The sequence below is a fragment of the Pseudomonas sp. PLMAX genome, assembly GCF_046042685.1.
In the GTDB taxonomy this organism is placed as follows: Bacteria; Pseudomonadota; Gammaproteobacteria; order Pseudomonadales; family Pseudomonadaceae; genus Aquipseudomonas; species Aquipseudomonas putida_AE.
On record NZ_CP064950.1, the window covers coordinates 284,956 to 303,418 of the forward strand.

The window sequence follows — 18,463 nt, forward strand, 5'->3', positions numbered from 1 at the left end:
CCAACCATCAGGCTGGAAACACGAGGCTCAACTGGTAATTAGCATGGGCCTCTTCGAGATACTCCCTCACAGCCTCATCGTCGCTGTCGCAACCCCTGCCGGCGCCTAGCGCTTCAGCATGCATGGCCTTCAACGCAAGCTCGCCAGCCGCCCCGCCATCGAGCGCATCGATGCTCTTCCAGGTAGAGAGGTCAGCTTCGTCCATGTACCGGTATGGGTCGGCCACCATGCCACAGTAAAAGCCTCCCTCTGAACCGCTCCTAATATCCCGTTCAAACCTACTCATTTCGGTTTGTTCAGGTCGACCTCCGAGCGCGCTTTGAGGTCTGGTGGCTGAGACACGTTGCGCCTAGAACGGAATTTGTTCCAGGCTGGCTGAGATTTGGAGGCGGAACAATTTTGTCCGTTTCCTGGCCTCAACCCGCGTTGACGTGTACCACTTTCCGTACGCTGACATGGCCTTTTTCAGACACTTGGCTTCATCTTTCCGGGCATCCTCTGGCGCCTGGAAAGTGCAAGGTCGACGCATGACAGGTACAACACTTTTGCGCGGCAGGTGGTCTTTCAGTCCCATGCCACGGCGTGCAATCACCAGGCCTGCGGCCTGGTGAACGCTGTTTTCAGTCTGGTTCAGGTATTTCATTTTTCCGATGAAACTGGTGAACGCCGGGTTGACCACGATGACCTCCACGCCTTCCTTGAAGGCGCGGGTTTCCAGGATCAAACGGAATTTCCGGTACACCAGGGCGCTGACCACCTTGTTCAGCTTGGTGTCGCCGGCCCGACCCTTCTGCAAATTCTGTTTTTTCACCCGAAAATCCAGATCCTCGATCACCAGCGGCTTGCCGGCGAGCTTGGCCTGGGCCACGACCTGCACCGCTGCCAGTTGCAACGCGGTCGCGGTTTGCGGGCTGATGACATCATGGTCAGTGCGAAACACCAGGTCGGCGCAGCCGACCTTGTTGCCCTTGCGGTCGACTTCGGTCACCGCCAGATGGTGGTTGTTCAGGTCAATGCCGATGGCGCCATTGCGCCGGTCGGTTGTGATTGCCTGACCACTGCGTTCGGTGGTGATCAGCACACGCCAGCCACGTTTTTCGTCACGGACGAAGCGGTAGCTCAGCGCCTGGCCAGTCGCCTCCAGGTACCGCGATTCCTTGTCCAGCGGCCCAACAAACTCAGGGTCTTTGGCCTGCAGGCGGTAGTCCGCCTGCAGCTGCTTGCGCAGCCGATTCGACTGCAAGGCTTCATCCAGCCAGCGCCGGTCGTGACTGAAAGCTACGTCGGTGACGTAGCAATACTGGCCATGCTCGGCCTGCAAGGCGTCCGGTAGGCGGATTTTCAGGGTGTACAGGTCATCATCCTGCGGCAGCAGCACGCAGCCCTGGCAGCCGCTGTTCTCGTCTTTGGAGCCGAGTACGAAGAACTGGCTGCTGCGCTCCCGGCGCCACAGGTGCTGCCACTCCGCGTGGCTGGTCAGGCCGTTCTCGACCAGGTTGAACTGCTGGCGGAACAGCCTGCGGCTGCCCATGCAGATCGACGGGCGCTTGGCCTCGAGCTGGCGCTCGAAATCGACTTGGCGGGCCCGCAGGCGCTGAATGCGCACCTGGTGCTGGCGCATATTGTCCAGTAAGCGGGCCTTTCTGCCCGGCAACAGGGCCCTGTCCAGCAGGGTGCGTTTCTGCTCGATGCGCTTGATTTGCCCGGCGATTTTGGCCCGGCACTCGGCGATGTAGTGTTCGAGGTTGCTCAGTTGCGAGTCGATCTTGCCATCGGCATTTCGACTCAGGGCGTTGAACTGTCGCCCGGTGATGCCGTGCTGCTTGAGGAAAGCGTTTTTGTCGACTTTCTCTCCCTTCGAGCGGGTCGCTATCGCGACCCGCTCCAGGCGCGAATAGAGCTCGGCATAGGCGTCCAACGCGGCGATCACGGACACGTCAGTACCACGCGGGAGGCGTGTCTGAATCGTCGTGGTTCGGGTTGGAAGCTGTATATTCATACAGAAACCATAACGATGAATTGTCAGGCTGTCAAATCCTATGCAGCGAGATGCCGATTTTCCCTGGAACGTGCGCCGTAGAGCCTTGCCGAGAACACGGTCATGAGTTCGATAACATCGGCCACTAGGCGGTTTTCGAGAGAAGTATTGACCGGTTCTTCGAGAATGACCACTTCGGTGTGATTGAGTTTGCAGAGCTCGAAAACGATGTCGGCGCCGAAGCGCAACAGGCGATCCTTGTGCATCAACACCAGGGTCGAGACCTTGCCCTGGGCAATCATTTTCAGGAGCTTTTTGAAGGATTTCTTCTGATAGTTCAGGCCGCTGCCAAGGTCAGTCAACAGCTCGGGGTTGGCGTAGCCAACCGCCAGGCAGTGCTGTTCCAGTCGGTCGCGCTGGCGCTGCAGATCGGCCTTTTGGTCGTGCGAGGAGACCATTGCATAGGCCACGACTTTGCGCTGTTCCGGCGAAGACTTGCCGCACAGTTGATTCAACTGCAACAGCGAATAGCGCCGGTGGCCACCGCAGGTGCGAAAGGCGGGCCGCAAGCGACCCTCTTGCTCCCATCGCTGCAGGGTTGAGACCGCCACGCCCAGCAAATCACTGGCCTGGCCGATTGAAACATGTTGCATACCGACACCATTTTCATCATTGTTTTTTCGAAAAATGGTATCAATGAGCAGGTTTCAACGGAAATTCAGCTTGCTGCTGAAGCCCCGGACAAGTGCTTTGCAGTTCTGGTCATCACCCAAGGTCACGCCCAGCTCGCAAACCTTCGCGATGCAGCAGATTCCGCACCCATTGCACGGCTGGCCGTAGACCGGCTTGTCGAGTGTGACGGAATGAATTAGGTTCCACTGCATGGGGGGCGTCTTGACCTCTGATTGAACGCAAAAGCCTCGTTTCCGAGGCTGTCACACATCTTCTCACCAGGTGCTGATCACATCAACAATTTAGCTGACCGATGGCCTAAGTCACTCAGAGGAAGGCGTTCATCATGCTTTCCATCGGCTTGGCCAACTTAGCCTGAGGGGCGCTCACTTCCTGCAGCGAAGGCAGGTTGTTTTTTTCCGCCAGCTTGGCATAACCATCCTTCGCGTTCTGGATGACTTCAGCTGGCGCCACACCCTGGTACCTGGCCACGTGCTCTGAGAAGGTCTTTGCTACCTCTACAGCCATCTTGTCCCTGAACTCGGATTGTCTGCCATCTTTGAAATTCGACGAGGCAAGCACGTCCTGCCAAAGCGCTTTGGCTGCAGGTTGCTCCAGACCGATAGTCCCCCTTTGTGACATTTGACCAGGGTGGTAGCTGCCATCTTTCGCCATGAAGTTCTTTTCCATCAAGAATCGAACGACCTCGGGTACTTCCTGAGCAGTCTTGGCTTGCATAGCAGCCGGATCTATCTGGCTGATGACCACATCGATGGCCATGGCGGTACGGTGCTTGGCGTCAGCGACATTTACCAGTCGCAGAGGCCTGATGTAGTCGTGATAGATGTCAGCATTCCCGTTAAGACGCATGTAGTCGACGATTGCCGTTAGATCGGCGGCGACCTCCAGCAGGCTGGCGTTGTACATTCCTCTTACGGTGTTCGGGCGGTTAAGCGCCTGATACTCCACTTCGTTCTGGCCATCGATCTCTGGGAAAAAGAAGCAGTGCCCCGCTTCGTGGGATTTGACCATGAAATCAGTGTATTTCTTGTCACTGATGGTGGCCTCTTTCTCATGGAAGTTGTAGAAATTTCCATCTGCGCTGACGTCGGCCAGCTGCTTATGCTGCACGACGCAAAGCGCTTCCTGGGAGAGTGACCCTGCTTTAACTTGCATGGAGTTACCCACCAGATCTGGGGTACTCAGCGCATCCAAACTCTGTTTAACCGACTTGACCGACTCGACCTGGCGGTAGTAATCCAGAAGCTTTGAGCCATCGAACTCGCCGTAGTTGACCATCTTGCGCTGCTCGAAATTTCCGCTTCCGATAGAGGTCTCAATCGTGGGGCGAGCGGACAGATCCACAAAGGCAATGTTCTCGGACTTCTGGGCAAGGTTAGCGCCCCAAAGGCCGGCAATGGCTATGCCCCCTAAAGCAGCCGCTGCAACTGCAAGCTTCAGACCTTTACTCAGGTACTTCTTGAGTGGGTTGGCCTTAAGGTCAGTGGTATCGACGCTCTCAGGGGCGTTGTTTACCAGGGTCAGAAGCTCGCGGCTTTCCTCTGGGTGTTTGTCGACCCAGTTAGAGGACACGATGTCATTCTTAACCGTCGCCAGCGGATCTGTCGGGGTGATGCTGCCGGCGATGGATTGCAACGAGGTGTTGTAGATACCCAGTTCTTTGAAATCCCTCGAGGCCCTGGCCGTCATCTCGGACAGCGCCATAGGTGCGAACTCGTCGCTCAAAAGCGAATACAGATCCTGCGAGTACAGACCCTTAACGTCGTGCTGGACGCTGGAGCGCATCGACTTGTACAGCGGCTCATTGCCGGTCATCAATGAACTGGTGAGCAATAGGCCCTTGCTCTTGATGCTGAGGCTCGAAGCGAAGTCTTCACCATCGTTGTTGCCGTCCAGGTCTGCCCAGAAGCCTGAGAGTTCCCGCCCTTGGCTGGCATCATTCAACCCGGTAAGGGTTGGCTGGTATCCTTCGGCATCAACGATCCGCTCAAGCTCGACAAACTGAGTTTTGAAGCTGGTTATTGCCAGCGAAATTTCTTGGCGGATGCGTGGAGTGGACATGATTAACCTTTGTCATTTTTAACCATTGTCCCATAGGAGATAGGGGCCGGAGAAGCTAACCTCCAGTGAGCATTTTTACTCGTTTAAGGGGCGCTAAGGCGCCTTATGGCTTGTATAAGGGTATTTATGTTGATTTTTGGTCAATTTTGATTAATTCTTCTGTTCCATTTTTAAGTGACCATCTCGTGGACAGCACAAAACAAGCCTGGATCGACAGCACCTTCGAAGCCATTGAGTCGTGCGAGCACTATTTGACTCTGCAAGATGCCGGTGCCGGCGAGTTTAAAACCTTGGCCAACTGGATTTACTTCGCTGAGCAGAATCCCTACGGGTTTATGCCAGTTGGCTGGGAGACCGCTAAGGGCACTGCCCAAGGCTTTAAGCTCTTTCTGGACACTCTCCATCGGGCAATGCTCAATGAGGGCAACTGGTGCTTCGTAGAGCCTCAGATCCATAGCAGCTTCATCGTACTGGGTGTGGATGCTCATGAAGAAGAGAAAATCCAAGCCCTGGTAGACAAGAAGATAGCGCTCCCCTACCGCAGACCTTTTACAGTTCACCAGGATATCGCTCGCTTCATTAAGCACGTAACCAACCACTGACGGGTGCTGAGGCTTCAAGCTTCCGACGTGTCGAACAACGTTAGCCGGCTTTGCCGGAGGTGCGACTAGGCTGCCTACACAATCGACCGCTTGGGTCAGACCCGCAGCATTGGGTTAAAGCTCAGGGCCAACGATCTCATGCTCAGGGCGGGGTTTTTTCTCGACCACGACTTTGATCTGTTGTGCATTAAAGGCAACATACTGATCATATTCACGTGTCTGTCTTTCACCGGCATCCATTCCGGAAAAGTCCGTAACTCCCTGCAAAATCAGGCCATCAAAACCCTGCACTTCCATCATGTAGGCAAGGTTATCAATGCTCGTCCAATCGATCTCGCCAACTTCATCACCGGCCAGGGTCATAAGTTCGTCGGCTGAGATGACTCTCGGGTTTTTCATGGCCAGATAAACCGACATGACCGTAGGATCGCCATCATGGCCCTCTCGGGCGTACTGAGAACAGGCGTAGGCCATAGCCGCATCCCGGTCACAGGTGAAATAGGCTGGAAAGGTATCGAACACACTGAAGTCATTCGGAGTGCCATGGAAAACCATCTTTGGCGCCCCGGCTTCGGTGACCACTTTGCTCCCATCAAACCATTGCTTGAAGGCAGGCAGATCCGTTCTAAGATACCTGCTACGTTGGGCTGAGTTGGGATGCATACGGACATTTTCCTGCGGTGGATTTCCACATTATCGCCTGAGGAGCTCTATGTTTCTCAAGGCTGCAGGACGACAGAGCCCAAGTCATGTCCGAAGAGATCATAGAGACGATCAATGGCCACCAGGCCAGAGCTATCGAGTCTTCGTTGTGTATCGGATACACGATGAATAATATTAATAAGCCATTGAAATTGTTTGCTTTACAGTCGGGCAGCCTCGTAGGGTATGGCCAACGAGATCAGGAGATCGCCATCTTGCCACGCCGCCGTAAGCACACCCGCCCCGCCATCAAGATTGATCGCTCAACACTAGAGCAGGACAAGTTTTTGGATCTCTGCCAACGCAGGGAGAAGCGGCTTACGTTGCACCTGGAGGGGAACGTGCAGCTCATTGGCGTGGTGCATAGGCATGATCGGAAATCGATTGAGTTTGGAGGCAAAAACCCTTCGAAGCCTCCGCGCCTGGTGGCCAAGTCAGCCGTGGTGTACATCCAGGAGAATCCCATGGTGCTGCCCGCTTCTCTGAGCACCAATAAGCACGACCGGCCACTACCAGAGGTTGTCTAGCTTTACCTCATACTGAGTGTAGGACTCGCGGTGGTACGGCTTGGTCAAGTCTTGATCCAGAAACGACGAAGTGGTTCCTGTTTCTAAGGTGATCGGGTAATTTGCCCTGGGCTGACGCTCGTCCAACAGGACTTCAGGTTCGACCACCTTAACGGTCTCCTCTCGCAGATCCAGCTCAAGAAGAAAGCGTTTCCAATGGATGCGGCACTTCATTTCGTGCGCGATATTCAACAGCTCATCGTACTCATCGTTGTTGAGTCTTCTGTCTGGGTCTGTGCAATCGGCATAAACCAAAGACTGCCGGATCAGAGCCCACACCTTGCCCAGGATTTCCGGGTTTTGCTTTAGAAATCGTTTAGCCCGGACACTCCCCGTCTGCGTGTACCAGCCATTTTCCCGGTAGACCTCGGCGAAGTGCTCGTTTGACTCCCGGCAATATAGGTTGAAGTCATGGTTTATAGGACGCTGGTCGAAAAATGGCTTCTCGACCCAAACGTCTACCGAGCGTAAGCCGCCCATGTAGACCTCAACGCATTCTGGTCTAGTAAGCCACACTTTCATGCTCGTCTCCTCCTGAGGAACGATCCCTCATGCTTCCCCTCCCGATCAGGAATGGGCAGCGTCAATGTATTGCCAAATTTCATCGATGACGGAAGGGTCGTCCTCACAACGTAACCTCAGCTTTTTGCGCAAGGTCTCACCCGTGTATTTACCCAGACGAACGAGCCCACCAAAGGCTTCCTCCAGGAAAGAGGAGCCGTATCCCATGGCGCCGTCCAGATTCACCTCTACAACATCAAACTCCCCCAGTCGCGGCACCAAGAGGTCATCTCGGAATGCTTCACCAGGAAATGGCCCGTCATTGCGGTACCTGCCGGCAGGGTATTGGCTAAACTCGCTCGCAAACGCAATCGTCGTGGTGCTCATCGTCTCAATCCCCACACTTAAGTAATCCTGATTGCCCTCTGCTCAGGCCACCGGAGTATAGCTTTTGCGCAGTGCTCATTGGTATGGCTTGGGGGGAAGAACCAACGACCACCTGACCAAACATATACACGAAATTGGCACCCTCCCCTCTGATTACTCTTGCACGATAGGAAGGCACCTAAATCCCCCACAGTGGACAACGATCTAACCAGACCTAGCACACCGTCAGCTAGAAGCCCCCAAACCTCGGGCAATTTCCTTGAAGTGATTGTCATTGACCCGAATTTCTCTAAACATCGAACGAGCTGATTGCGGCATGGCTGTCGACGAATAACCATGAGCTGCTTTTGCGTTCACCCTGCGCTCTTCAATCTCGCCTGGGCTCAACTGAGATCGAAATCCACGCTCAATACGGGCTTTCACCTTGTAGCCTGTCTGCTCACTCGCAATTTTCACGCAATTGAGCATGGAGTATTGCTCGTGGAACAGCTCAATCGCACGCTTTACTGCTTTGCGATAGGTCAAATCACCGCCGTGCGGATCTTTACTGAAGTCCAGATGCTCAGGATCTGTCATTACCTTTTGAGGCTCAGTCTTCATCACCACCGAGTGTGCTGGAAGTGGCCTACGCCCTAACGCCAGGAAGGCCTCCCGGAGCTCAAGACAGGTCTTTTGCGTAAGCGGCTTGGGTACGTTGCGTAAACGCTTATCGCCGGCCTGCTCTTTCGCAAAAAGAGGGTATTCGTTGATAGATTTGAACTCGATGGTCTCCTGGTCGCTGTTGTAGATTTTCACAACGTTCAGCTTTGCGTAAGCCAGGTTTCTTGTGATCCATTTTGGATCGGTAATGCAACTGAGGGTCTTGATAAGCGCCGTGCAAACGCTATCGTAGGCCGGTAACCTCTTGGCAACGGCGACTAGGGAAGCGGTGTGCTCTTTCAAGATTTTTGCGGATTTGTCTTGCATGATTTCCAAAGCTCAGTGGCAGGCTGAATGGCCGAAGAAAACCTAACAAAATCAGCGTTATATGGCAACATACGGACTTTATTGAGTCCGCATACGCACCCGGTTTTTGACCGCCTACAGCAAGCACCGATAAGGCACTGGAACAATGTAAGCCTGGGTGGCAAGATGCGCTGCGCTGAATGCCTGAGGATGTAGGCAAACCGCGATACCCAATCCAAGGAGCCTTTGGTGTCAAACCTGTTCGTACCTTCCCGCAAGTCCGCCGCTATTCGTATCACCAGCCTCCTTGCCGTGCTCTCAGCGTTGTCCCTGACGGGATGCGCCTGCATGATCAATGGCAGCAAGCAATCCATCAAGATCGAGACCGTAGACGCGGCCACAGGCGCCCACAAGCCGGCTATCTGTCATATCTCCAAAAGAGGATTGAGCATTTCTGGGAAGTCGACCGATACCTTTGAGGTTGGCCGAGGTGATGATCACCTATACGTCATGTGCGAGGATGGCAACTCCACCGGGCGCCTGCGGCAGGAAAGTGACTTTGCTCAGCGCTATCTGTTCCTCGATATCGCTACTGACCTTTGCCTGGTCTCATGCTTCGTGGATGGCTACCACAGGGCCTGGTACGAGTACCCAAGCCCAATGGTCGTCGAGATGAAGACTGCGCCCTAGTTGGACGCCTGGGTGCCAGGATCTGGATTTACCTGGCGCCCATCGAGGGATTCTCGAGAGAACGTGTTCCACTCTCTGAGGATTTCATCATAGGGCATGAAAACGCTGAATCGCTTGCTGTTAGCGATCTCTGGATTCGCCGCCTTGGTGTAGAAGCGTTCAGCAAGGAAGCCGACTGTAATCCCGACGACCTTTGCGTCATCTCCAAACACAGGCCCACCCGACATGCCTTTGACGATGGGAGCATCGCTGAACGCATAGGGGACTTTGTCGTTTAAGTCGGCCAATTCCGCACGAGCGGCTAAGGCTTTGCCGGTGCCTTTCACTGGAAACAGAAACGGACTCAAGCCAGCCGCTGTCAGCGTCTCACCAGCAATATGAGGTCTCCACTGAGGGACAGTTTTTGACTTGTGCTTGAAGAACACCAGGTCGCCACGGCCTTTATGGGCAACATTCCACAGGAATGGGATGTGCTTAGCGGTTACCGCATAGTCTTCATTCCACTGGATGGCAGAGCCTTGGAACATGAGAGGCAACGGAGGCCCTGAATTGACCATGAAGAACTGGCTGTAGACTGGGTCGTTCACGAAAGGGGTTGGGATTCCATTGCAACCAGTCAGAAGAGCGCAAAGCGCAAGGCCAGCGGCCAAGGATTTCACAGAGGGCATTCCTTATTATTTTTTAGAAATGTACCCCTCGGTTAACCAATCGTCAATTGATGGCATATCTTACTCAGAAACCATCAAAGTGACAGGAGTGGCGATGTGACGCCTTCGCTTCGGGTGCTATCAGAAGGTGAGTCCACTGCTGCTGGCGCCAGCTGGAGCTCGAAGTGGCTGCTTTACCTCCAGGCATCGGGGTTCATGGTGGTGCCAGGAGCTGTCCTCGGGCAGCAGAGTTCCGAATGGTAATTTCTTGAGCTCCTGGACATACAAAGCCAGTGCTTCGTGTTCGCCGGGAAGATAGTCCTCCAGCAGGCCAGTGGCAATCCAGTGGCGGATCAGTTTTTCAGCCTCAGAGCCAACCACCACTTCTGGCTCGAAGCCCTGGTTGTATTCCTCCAGCACTTCTGTGCGCTGCCGGCCACCCCTCGCGTCCACCACGTATTCCTCCAGCCCCTGCCCCATTTCGCAGAATGCGTGATCAAGGGCAGGTATTGGCTCACCGTCATCGGTGTATCCAGACTCTAGGTCAAGCAGAACACCGCATTGGAGCCCGGCTTCCTCAACCAATGCCAGGGCCATCAGGTGGCAACGCCCATGAAGGTAGTCTTCGACGATCAGCTTACCAAAGACCGGAAAGGACTCTTGAACACTCAGATGTTCGCCGTCATGGACATACAAATGATCTTTTAACGACATGCTGTACTCGCAAGGAACTGATTTTTTTCTTGCTTTCATTGTTGCTGATGCTGTCGTGAAAAGACAATTTGAAGCCTAGTGCTCCAGGTCTACATCGATCAGAACACCCGTGTACCTGAGCACGTTGTCGTCTTTGTCCAAAGCGATGACGATGATCGCCTCCGGATTCCAGCGCTCATCGTTGGTGAAGCCATGAACGTCCGCATGGCTAAGGTGATCAATAATCTCACCAGACTCCGCCGCGAGCTTGAACGAATGACAACCACATTCCCCACCTGCAATCTATGATTCAGGTGCGGGTCACGGTTGTCGGCGCGGGCGCCCAGGCTTGTTGGTTTCGCCCTGATTCTGGACGTACCGCCTGATCGTCTCAAGGGTTGTTTTACCAACGCTGCCGACATAATAGGCACGGTGCCAGAAGGCGTCTTTCCACAAGTATTGCTTGATTTCCACCTCATATTCCTTGCGCAAATGACGAGAACTGATCGCCTTCAGGTTGCCGATCAAGTCAGAAATATTCAGTGCGGGATGGATGCCGATCAGCAGGTGCAGGTGGTCGGCTTCGCCGCCCACCTCAATCAGCTCGCACCGCCATGCCTCCAGTCCGTTTTTGAGCACGCCGGCAACCGAACTCAGCATGGCTTCAGTCAATACCTTTCGCCGGTACTTAACCACAAAAACAATATGCAGCTGAATTTCGTAAACAGCGTTAGATGCTGATTTCATTACTATTTACCGTTGACAATTAATATGTAGCACATTAGCATCAATCCATGATAAATGGAATTCGTTGTCGCGCCTATCCCACCCCCGACCAGCAGAAAATGCTGGCGCAGTGGATCGGCTGTGCGCGAGTCATTTACAACGCCAAGGTCGCGGAAATGGAGTATTTCCAGACTTTCCGGCGCAAGGCCTTGGGAGCCGGCCCGATGCCGGAGATTGACCAAGCCTATTCCCAGTTCAAATGCGATGAATTGACGCCGTTTTTGTCTGAGGTGCCCTCGCAATTACTGCGTAATTCGTCCTTTCAGTTCATGACTGCCTGGCAGCGTTACCGCAAAGGCCTGGCTGCCCGCCCTGCGCACAAGCAGAAAGGCCGGCGTGACAGCGTACTGCTGACTTCCGAGCTGTTTCGTTTTGATGAGCAAGGCACGCTGAATATCGGCACGTTCCGGCACAAGGTCGGCGATCTCAAATTCGGCGCCCACCGCGAATTCAACCCCCCGAAAACCCTGGTGATCAGCCGCAAGGCTGATCGCTGGTACGTGAGCTTTTGCTTCGATGATCCGGTGTTGGCCGAGCCTCGCTCGCAGGAGGAAATCCTGGCTGACCTGAGTCATCTCAGCGCCGAACAACTGATCTCAAAGACCTGGGCCGGCGACCGGGGCGTGCGCGAGATGCTGCACGGCAGTGATGGTCAGGTGTTCCATTTAGCCCCGGACGCCATCGCCAAACACAAGCGCCGCGAACAACGGAAAAAACACCTCCAGCGCAAGTTGGCCAGGCAGAAAAAGGGCTCCAGGCGTCGAAGCAAGACCAAACTAACCATCAGCCGGATCTCGACCCAGCAGGCTGAAGTGCGGAAGGATTTTGCGCACCAGGTGTCGAGAAAGCTGGTGAATAATCCGGCGATCCAGGTTTTCACCTTCGAAGACCTGAAGATTGCCAACATGACCCGTCGCGCAAAACCCAAGCAAGACGAAACGGGTCAGTATTTGCCCAACGGTGCTGCTGCAAAAACCGGCCTGAACCGCAGTATCTTGCAGAGTTGCTGGGGCAATATAACGCTTTTCACCCACTACAAAGCAGCGAGAATGAACAAGGTATCGATCAAGGTGCCGGCCCAGTTCAGCTCGCAGACGTGCTCCAAATGCGGACACACGTCAGCCAAAAATCGCGCTGGGAAGCGGTTTTTGTGTACCGGTTGTGGGTTTGCATGTGATGCGGACTTCAACGCTAGTTTGGTGCTTCGTGGTCGTGGGGTGAGCTACGTGCTCAACCAGGACTGGAAGGCCAAAAAGGCGCCCAAAAAGGTCGCATTCAGAAAGAAAACCGGACTGGGAACACGTCCGTAAAAACTACGTGGAGGGCAGCTGCCGTCAAAGACGGTCAGCTCTCATCGAAGCGTAGAGGATACCCCACCTGCAATCTTCGATTCAGGTGCGGGTAGTTCATTTCCTTCGGTGAGCCAAGCACATCGCGGTTCAAGAAACGCTGGCGCACTTCCCTGCCAACGGCCCAAACGACCCGGTGTGCTTCTGATGTCTTGGTATAGGCCTATAACATTGACGGTTGACCAACCTTCTGCGCATGGTGTCATTTTGATTCTAGCTGGCTCGTCAATTTTTGACAATTATTCAATTCAGCTATAGATTTCACAGTCTCGTAACCTGGAGCTTCACCAATGTTTTTCCTCATCCTCAAGCGATATCTAGTATCGCTGATCGGCTATGTCTGCACCGCTGTGGGCCTCTGGATTCTGGCTATCTTGTTTACTGATGGAGTGATCCCGGTTCTGGCCTTCGTTGGGGTGATCTTCGCGATCATCTTCACCGTACCGTACCGAATGTACGTCGACTACACCGAGATCCGTGATCACACCATCTCCCTTCTTGCTATTCGCAATGGTGAGGGTGATGCCACCCCGTACGTTGATAACCTCAAGGAGCTCGTCGCGGACAAAACCGGCATTCCGGCTCCACTGGTGAGCTTCATCGCCAATCGCTCGAAGAAGTTCGTCACCATCGTCCTCGAGAAATCCAAGGCGCAGCCGAGCCAGGCTCAATGAGATCTCTCATCTGAATCACAGGAGAGCATTGTATGACCAAGGCAGAGCAAGACCTCGAGGAAGCCAAGAAAAGAGTCGAGAAATACTGCGCCGACAACATTGAGTTTTGGTCAAAAACGATGCAGTACGCTGCTGAGGCGAACCTCGACACATCAGGCGCGCTCGCCGGCGATCCAGCGGAGATCATTCTCCCACCGGTGAAGGCTCCCAAGCTGTCATAAGTTTCGATCTACGAAACAACACCCACTGAACAAGCGCCCTGTTGCAAGGCATCACGGTGCCAAGCACAGCCGCGAAACGACGAAAACAAGGAAGCAAAATTATGATCATCACTCTGAACGACCAACTCGCATTTCAGCCGCCCACCGAGTACCAAGAAACGCGTTGGAATCAACACAGGGCAAGCGGCCATAAGGAATTCGCGGCTGATTTCGCCTGCGAGTGGAACATGAAGCAATACTCCGAGTTCCAGGGCGTTGTTGTTCGCGGTTTGAGAGATCATCAGCGTACTCAGATCGGTTTCATCAACGTTCTCGCCGAGGCCTATTCGCGACACATAGGCCTGGTCGTGAATCCCCATGACATCTGGTTTGTGATGCTTACCAATGTCGTTTCGTTGGTGAATAAGAATGCCGAGCAGTTCAAATCCATCTTCACTGCCTCGGCTACGAAGGAGATGCTGCTTGTGCCACAGGAGCACAATACCGACATCAACATTGATGGACTGATCGCGCTCCTGAAGGCTGCTGCGCCGGTCGACATCTCGATGTTCCTTCCCGAGTTTTCGGATACCACGCCGGAAGCCAAGCTGGCGATGGCTGCGTCTGTCCTGGACATGGCACAGCATTCATATGATTACGGGATGTTCTGTTGTGGCATTCCTGCGATTGACCTGCGAGGAACCCGTGAAGACTGGCTCGCTATGTGCGTTGCAATCGACAAAATCACAACGGCGGTTAATGCCTCTGGAGCTACCCAGGCCGCTATCATCCCGGTTACCAACTACCTGGCCAAGGCTCTGAACGTAGCGTCCAATATCCTGGAATCGTTTGATCAAGATCAGACTGAGTTCTGGCGTGATATTTTCACCAAGGAAAACGTCGGTTCAGGTGGTGATCTCAAAGTAAACGGATGGATCTGCGATTTATACCACAACGTAAAACGTGGCCACTTGATCCGCTCGTTCCATGATGCGGTGTCGAAATTCCCCTACAAGAACGTTTCCACAGGTCAGAATTTCTTGATGGTGCATGGCGCTTTCGGCAGCAACGTCGAGGATGGGTTCATCACCACGGTGTATGACCACATCACCATCGAATACAAGCCGAAACTCTGATCTGAGAAGGCGGCACTGGCCCAACCTACGCCGCCTTTCTTAGGATGCTTTAGCTTATTCCATGCTAAATCCCGGAGGGATTGACAACTACTTCGGGTAAAAAGGTATCAATATATTCGACGACTATTTGCAAATCATCACTAGTCAATTTAAAGGTTTCCGTTCTACCTTGAACAAATCTTCCCGCCTTATGCTTCAAGGAACTAAATCTTTCTAGAAGCGCCTGTACAAGCATATACATATCGTATAGCTTTCCATTGGCAGACTTAATCAAATTACAATCTGATTTCCCTCTAAATCTCATTGCTATATCACCCCTTGTTACTCCTACCTTGTGCAGAATGGATCCTTCTGATTCAAATGACATTAGATAGAAATTAGAACTAACATCCTTCATAGCGGGGTGCTTGTCAAAATATTTTTTGCAATATCGCCCCCTACTTTCAGCGCTCACTTTTATTTCTTCAACAGCTTCCTTCAAGCTCATTTTTCTAAGCTTTGTACTCATCATGGACTTGGAAATTTTTAGATAAGAGCATACTTCATCTATTGTCCTGAAAGACCTCCCATCAACTATGTATTCACCATCAAGGTGAGCCATTGGGTGTTCAACAATACCAAGACAGACATCCAAATCCTGACCACCCTGGTGGTATCTGTTCGAAAAAACCGAATGCGAAACACGTCCATATTTTTTCCAGATATCCTTAAGGCATGAAAATGCTTCTCCTTTATATTCGTAGTTTCGCCTACCCTCAATAGCCTCTTTGATTGTCCAGCCGGGTGCATTTATTCGATTATATAAAAGAGTGTAATCGACACCATAGTGGGATGAAATTTCTGATATTTTGTCGAATTTGAGCCCATCTACATAAAACGGCCCTTGGACGGCAGGAGGCTTCACTACACATCTTCTCATTCCTGTAAAATTTTTCATCGCCTCCTTCACCGTCTGACCGCTAACCAATAGCTTTGAAAGCTGCTGATAATTCACCTTAAGCATAAGGGCAAGGCTTTTTGCAGTATACTGCCCACCATCATACTCATAAGTGTTTGCCTTCGCCCCTCTTTGATTGACTCTTTGGTGTATTCCAAAAGCCTCTTCCGGACTCCAGCCTTTTGCTAGTCTACTTTTAACCGTGATAATTTTTTCATCTGGGCATAATATCTTATGCGCCGCACTGATGCTTTCGTACAATACATTTCCTACAGTAACTTTCTTTTCTTTCTTTACAATCACTCTTCCCGATACTATCTCATCCCCTGTATACCCAGCCCTAAGCCTCGAATAGGCAAGCATGTACGGAATGTCGTTAGCTTTAGCTAACCCTGCTAAGCTGTCGTATTTTACCCCACCCGCAATTAGATGAATCACTGATATATCTGGCGCCTTGGTCGCTGCCTCATAATATCCGATTGACTGCTCTACCCTGTTTATAAATGCCTTATATGATACTGATCTACCGTCTATAGAGAGGAAAAGCTCCTTAAGATTTTTATAGGTTTTTCCTAAGTACTCTATTGGTTTTTCGTTGAACTTCTTGTGTTTTTCTTTATTTTCGACGACCTTCTTCGCGATTACCTCTAAATCGATAATAAACTCATTCTCCCTTACAGTCCCATCAGGATTTGTATGGCGCAAGTACGACAATCGAAAAGCTTGGTACGTGACATCAGGTCTGATTGTCCAATGAAGCTGTGTAAGTGAATGATATGAAACACCAGAAAAAATCAGTGGAATAGCCATGTAAGTGAATACCAAGAAATTAATTCAAAAACGTTTGCAGCAAATGAAATTACACATTCTGTGCATCTTGTGTAGGTGGCTTACGCGCCTTCGCGAGGCAATCATATGCCATTTATTGACACGATCCAACGATGCCAAGGCTTAGACCTACAATTCAAGACACATCACGATGGAGACACGATCAACGATTGGCTATCCGCCGAAACACCCCGCAGTGGCACTGTAAAGCTCAGACAGGAAATCGATAGCCTCATCCTCGGTAAAGCCGCGTTCGACCAACTCAATGCCAGATTGGTAAAAGGTCTCTTCGGCATCGGATTTGTAGAACCCTTCTTCATCGCCAGGAATCTCGCAAATGCGTTGACGAAATTGGTCGTTATCCACGGTTAAGCCCTCAAATTGAACAAATATTTTAGCGCCCAAGGCTTGGGACATAAGCCACAGGGTCACCTAACTGCCTATTTTGGGCTTGGATGCCCCGCTCCAGCGTCGAAGCAACCGCAGCGATTGCAGGATCGGAGAAAAGCACTGGATAGTCCGCCTCCTCAGCGAAAACCCAGACAGAAATGTAATCGGCCAAAGGTACACCGGCGACAACACGATCTACCAGCGCAGCACGAGCCATCTCCTGTAGATCTCGCCTGTACTCTGGCGCGGTCGCATCCAGCGTCAACAGGATAATGAACTTTTCAGTTGTGTCACTCAACACTCTAACGGCGTCGGCGTACCGCTCACCCGAGTCACGCGGATGCTCAAGCCGGGATGGATACACAGGATCTCCTGCTGCCATCGCGAACAACAGGATGTCGCTGCTGTGGCGCCCGTTTCGTTTGATGACGTGATCCATGTTGCACTCCCTTTTCATATCAGACCTGAAAGCCAAAGCTGTCACCACGGCGGATGGGCCTTTCGACAACGAGAAGCGGCATGGAGCGTAGCCCGTTCCGGAAGGCCGCGACTCTCTCTGCAAGGGTGCGGAGTGATGTCACCAAATCAAACAATGCCTATGTATTGACGCGGCGACGGATAGTACCTATATTCCGCCCCCACCTGAAGCCCTGAGCCGTATTTTGTCAGCAAAACCAAGCCTTCACGCTCAGGACTCGCTCTTTAAAAATCGCTTCTTTTGCCAGTTTGTACGCCACCCTTGGGTGGTTTAGAAAGATTATTGATTTGAGGTACAGATCACGCACCGTTGCACGTGAAGTTGTTCACCACCCTGCGGGTGGTTTTGAGATCTGCACGAGACACACCCTCTTGTTCACCACCTCACGGGTGGTTTTGAAGCAGAAAGATCATGCGGTCATGAGTTCGCCACCCACCAGGTGGTTTGGAAATTGATCTGGTTTTTTATTCGGTACGCCATCATTGCTGATGGTTTTGAAATTTCTTCCTTTTGGTTTGTTTGCCACCGTTTGGTGGTTTGTGAAAAGACTGTAGGAATCGTCAGCCACCTTCCAGGTGGTTTTGAATTTGCTGATGGCTTGAGCCTTTCTTGCGCCACCACTCGTGGTTTAGCAGTCGACCGAACCTGGCTTTACCCGTTCGCCATCCTATGGGTGGTTTTGAAATCAGCATGGATCCCGGATTGTGTCAGCCACCTGGTGGTTTTGAACTCATACTGCTCTGCGATCATCCTCCACCTCGGTGGTTTAGAGGCCGGGAAAGCTGTGCCTAAAGAGTGCGCCACCTTCGGGTGGTTTAGAGAAAGACCGAACCTGGCTTCCTGATTTGTGTTCGCCACCTTGACGGTGGTTTCGAGAAAGAAAAAGTACAGCTCCGATGGCGGTATGGCCATCTGAGGTAATGCGTGCTTGCCACCTTCATGGTGGTTTGGAACCTATATTCTGCGACCTTGGCGGGCCGGTACCTCCCTGAATCAACCCAGGGGCGTTCTGAGCCGCAATGCTTTCCCCATTCATTGAGTGGTTTAGAGGAAACACAATTCAAGGCATGTTCGCCACACCTCGTGGTTTTTAAGAGACTGTAGCCAGGCCTCAACCGCCCTGTTGGCCACCGGAAGTGGTTTAGAATGATCGGCTCTCAATTTACAGTCATCCACCGTCCAGGTGGTTCCCATCCGTTACCAAAATGTCCTTTCTGGCA

At 52.4% G+C, this 18,463-nt stretch carries 23 protein-coding genes; 9 read left to right on the forward strand and 14 right to left on the reverse strand.

Translation table 11 applies throughout. From position 1 onward, the window contains the following. Positions 1 to 7: 7 nt before the first annotated feature. The 3 genes from DKB71_RS34040 to DKB71_RS34050 form a co-directional block, all read right to left on the reverse strand. Positions 8 to 286: a hypothetical protein gene (locus tag DKB71_RS34040; RefSeq protein ID WP_408602104.1), complete on the reverse strand. Its 279-nt coding sequence runs from the start codon at positions 284 to 286 to the stop codon at positions 8 to 10. Positions 287 to 349: 63 nt separating this feature from the next. Further along, positions 350 to 1,936 (reverse strand): IS200/IS605 family accessory protein TnpB-related protein, encoded by a 1,587-nt coding sequence (locus DKB71_RS34045; RefSeq protein ID WP_408602105.1) that lies wholly within the window; start codon positions 1,934 to 1,936, stop codon positions 350 to 352. Positions 1,937 to 2,037: 101 nt separating this feature from the next. After that, a complete protein-coding gene (locus DKB71_RS34050; RefSeq protein WP_408602106.1) occupies positions 2,038 to 2,631 on the reverse strand; it encodes an IS607 family transposase in 594 nt (197 codons plus the stop codon). Between DKB71_RS34050 and DKB71_RS34055 the strand changes: the two genes are divergently transcribed. Further along, positions 2,623 to 2,850, forward strand: a complete 228-nt coding sequence (locus tag DKB71_RS34055) for a hypothetical protein (protein ID WP_408602107.1) — start codon at positions 2,623 to 2,625, stop codon at positions 2,848 to 2,850. The genes DKB71_RS34050 and DKB71_RS34055 overlap by 9 nt on opposite strands. Positions 2,851 to 2,977: 127 nt before the next feature. Here DKB71_RS34055 and DKB71_RS34060 read toward each other — a convergent pair whose 3' ends face one another. Next, positions 2,978 to 4,732 carry a hypothetical protein gene (locus tag DKB71_RS34060; RefSeq protein WP_408602108.1) on the reverse strand — a complete coding sequence of 585 codons (1,755 nt, stop codon included), beginning with the start codon at positions 4,730 to 4,732 and terminating at the stop codon, positions 2,978 to 2,980. A gap of 65 nt (positions 4,733 to 4,797) precedes the next feature. On the opposite strand from DKB71_RS34060, the gene DKB71_RS34065 reads away from it, so the two are divergent. Continuing rightward, on the forward strand, positions 4,798 to 5,334 hold the full coding sequence (locus DKB71_RS34065; RefSeq protein WP_408602109.1) for a hypothetical protein: 537 nt from the start codon (positions 4,798 to 4,800) through the stop codon (positions 5,332 to 5,334). Between the two features lie 114 nt (positions 5,335 to 5,448). Here the strand turns inward: DKB71_RS34065 and DKB71_RS34070 are convergent, their stop codons facing one another. After that, positions 5,449 to 5,997 (reverse strand): hypothetical protein, encoded by a 549-nt coding sequence (locus tag DKB71_RS34070; protein WP_408602110.1) that lies wholly within the window; start codon positions 5,995 to 5,997, stop codon positions 5,449 to 5,451. 86 nt (positions 5,998 to 6,083) lie between these two features. On the opposite strand from DKB71_RS34070, the gene DKB71_RS34075 reads away from it, so the two are divergent. Continuing rightward, positions 6,084 to 6,563: a hypothetical protein gene (locus tag DKB71_RS34075; protein WP_408602111.1), complete on the forward strand. Its 480-nt coding sequence runs from the start codon at positions 6,084 to 6,086 to the stop codon at positions 6,561 to 6,563. Here the strand turns inward: DKB71_RS34075 and DKB71_RS34080 are convergent. The 3 genes from DKB71_RS34080 to DKB71_RS34090 form a co-directional block, all read right to left on the reverse strand. Beyond that, a complete protein-coding gene (locus tag DKB71_RS34080; RefSeq protein ID WP_408602112.1) occupies positions 6,546 to 7,124 on the reverse strand; it encodes a hypothetical protein in 579 nt (192 codons plus the stop codon). The two genes, DKB71_RS34075 and DKB71_RS34080, sit on opposite strands and share 18 nt — an antisense overlap. Positions 7,125 to 7,169: 45 nt before the next feature. Continuing rightward, positions 7,170 to 7,490: an STAS-like domain-containing protein gene (locus tag DKB71_RS34085; protein ID WP_408602113.1), complete on the reverse strand. Its 321-nt coding sequence runs from the start codon at positions 7,488 to 7,490 to the stop codon at positions 7,170 to 7,172. A gap of 225 nt (positions 7,491 to 7,715) precedes the next feature. Then, positions 7,716 to 8,456, reverse strand: coding sequence for a hypothetical protein (locus DKB71_RS34090; RefSeq protein ID WP_408602114.1), 741 nt, complete (start codon positions 8,454 to 8,456; stop codon positions 7,716 to 7,718). Positions 8,457 to 8,684: 228 nt separating this feature from the next. Between DKB71_RS34090 and DKB71_RS34095 the strand changes: the two genes are divergently transcribed. After that, entirely contained in the window at positions 8,685 to 9,125 is a 441-nt protein-coding gene (locus tag DKB71_RS34095) for a hypothetical protein (RefSeq protein WP_408602115.1), read from the forward strand. Here the strand turns inward: DKB71_RS34095 and DKB71_RS34100 are convergent. The 3 genes from DKB71_RS34100 to tnpA all read right to left on the reverse strand — a co-directional run bounded on the left by DKB71_RS34100 (position 9,122) and on the right by tnpA (position 11,212). Further along, complete coding sequence (locus tag DKB71_RS34100; RefSeq protein WP_408602116.1) at positions 9,122 to 9,712, reverse strand: serine protease; 591 nt, start codon at positions 9,710 to 9,712, stop codon at positions 9,122 to 9,124. The genes DKB71_RS34095 and DKB71_RS34100 overlap by 4 nt on opposite strands. Before the next feature lie 201 nt (positions 9,713 to 9,913). Further along, positions 9,914 to 10,525, reverse strand: a complete 612-nt coding sequence (locus DKB71_RS34105; RefSeq protein ID WP_408602117.1) for a hypothetical protein — start codon at positions 10,523 to 10,525, stop codon at positions 9,914 to 9,916. Between the two features lie 261 nt (positions 10,526 to 10,786). Continuing rightward, entirely contained in the window at positions 10,787 to 11,212 is a 426-nt protein-coding gene (tnpA, locus tag DKB71_RS34110; RefSeq protein WP_408602118.1) for an IS200/IS605 family transposase, read from the reverse strand. Positions 11,213 to 11,259: 47 nt separating this feature from the next. On the opposite strand from tnpA, the gene DKB71_RS34115 reads away from it, so the two are divergent. From DKB71_RS34115 to DKB71_RS34130, 4 genes are all read left to right on the forward strand, one after another. Continuing rightward, a complete protein-coding gene (locus DKB71_RS34115; protein ID WP_408602119.1) occupies positions 11,260 to 12,561 on the forward strand; it encodes an RNA-guided endonuclease InsQ/TnpB family protein in 1,302 nt (433 codons plus the stop codon). Between the two features lie 329 nt (positions 12,562 to 12,890). Further along, positions 12,891 to 13,274 (forward strand): hypothetical protein, encoded by a 384-nt coding sequence (locus DKB71_RS34120; protein WP_408602120.1) that lies wholly within the window; start codon positions 12,891 to 12,893, stop codon positions 13,272 to 13,274. A 32-nt stretch (positions 13,275 to 13,306) separates the two neighbouring features. Next, positions 13,307 to 13,495 carry a hypothetical protein gene (locus DKB71_RS34125; RefSeq protein ID WP_408602121.1) on the forward strand — a complete coding sequence of 63 codons (189 nt, stop codon included), beginning with the start codon at positions 13,307 to 13,309 and terminating at the stop codon, positions 13,493 to 13,495. A gap of 101 nt (positions 13,496 to 13,596) precedes the next feature. Next, positions 13,597 to 14,610, forward strand: a complete 1,014-nt coding sequence (locus DKB71_RS34130) for a DUF4419 domain-containing protein (RefSeq protein WP_408602122.1) — start codon at positions 13,597 to 13,599, stop codon at positions 14,608 to 14,610. 64 nt (positions 14,611 to 14,674) lie between these two features. Here the strand turns inward: DKB71_RS34130 and DKB71_RS34135 are convergent, their stop codons facing one another. The 3 genes from DKB71_RS34135 to DKB71_RS34145 form a co-directional block, all read right to left on the reverse strand. Beyond that, entirely contained in the window at positions 14,675 to 16,357 is a 1,683-nt protein-coding gene (locus tag DKB71_RS34135) for a hypothetical protein (RefSeq protein ID WP_408602123.1), read from the reverse strand. Between the two features lie 192 nt (positions 16,358 to 16,549). Next, a complete protein-coding gene (locus DKB71_RS34140; protein ID WP_408602124.1) occupies positions 16,550 to 16,792 on the reverse strand; it encodes a hypothetical protein in 243 nt (80 codons plus the stop codon). Then, positions 16,770 to 17,204, reverse strand: coding sequence for a hypothetical protein (locus tag DKB71_RS34145; protein ID WP_408602125.1), 435 nt, complete (start codon positions 17,202 to 17,204; stop codon positions 16,770 to 16,772). The genes DKB71_RS34140 and DKB71_RS34145 overlap by 23 nt, the downstream gene beginning before the upstream one ends. A 490-nt stretch (positions 17,205 to 17,694) precedes the next feature. Between DKB71_RS34145 and DKB71_RS34150 the strand changes: the two genes are divergently transcribed. Then, positions 17,695 to 18,087 carry a hypothetical protein gene (locus tag DKB71_RS34150; RefSeq protein WP_408602126.1) on the forward strand — a complete coding sequence of 131 codons (393 nt, stop codon included), beginning with the start codon at positions 17,695 to 17,697 and terminating at the stop codon, positions 18,085 to 18,087. Positions 18,088 to 18,463 lie beyond the last annotated feature (376 nt).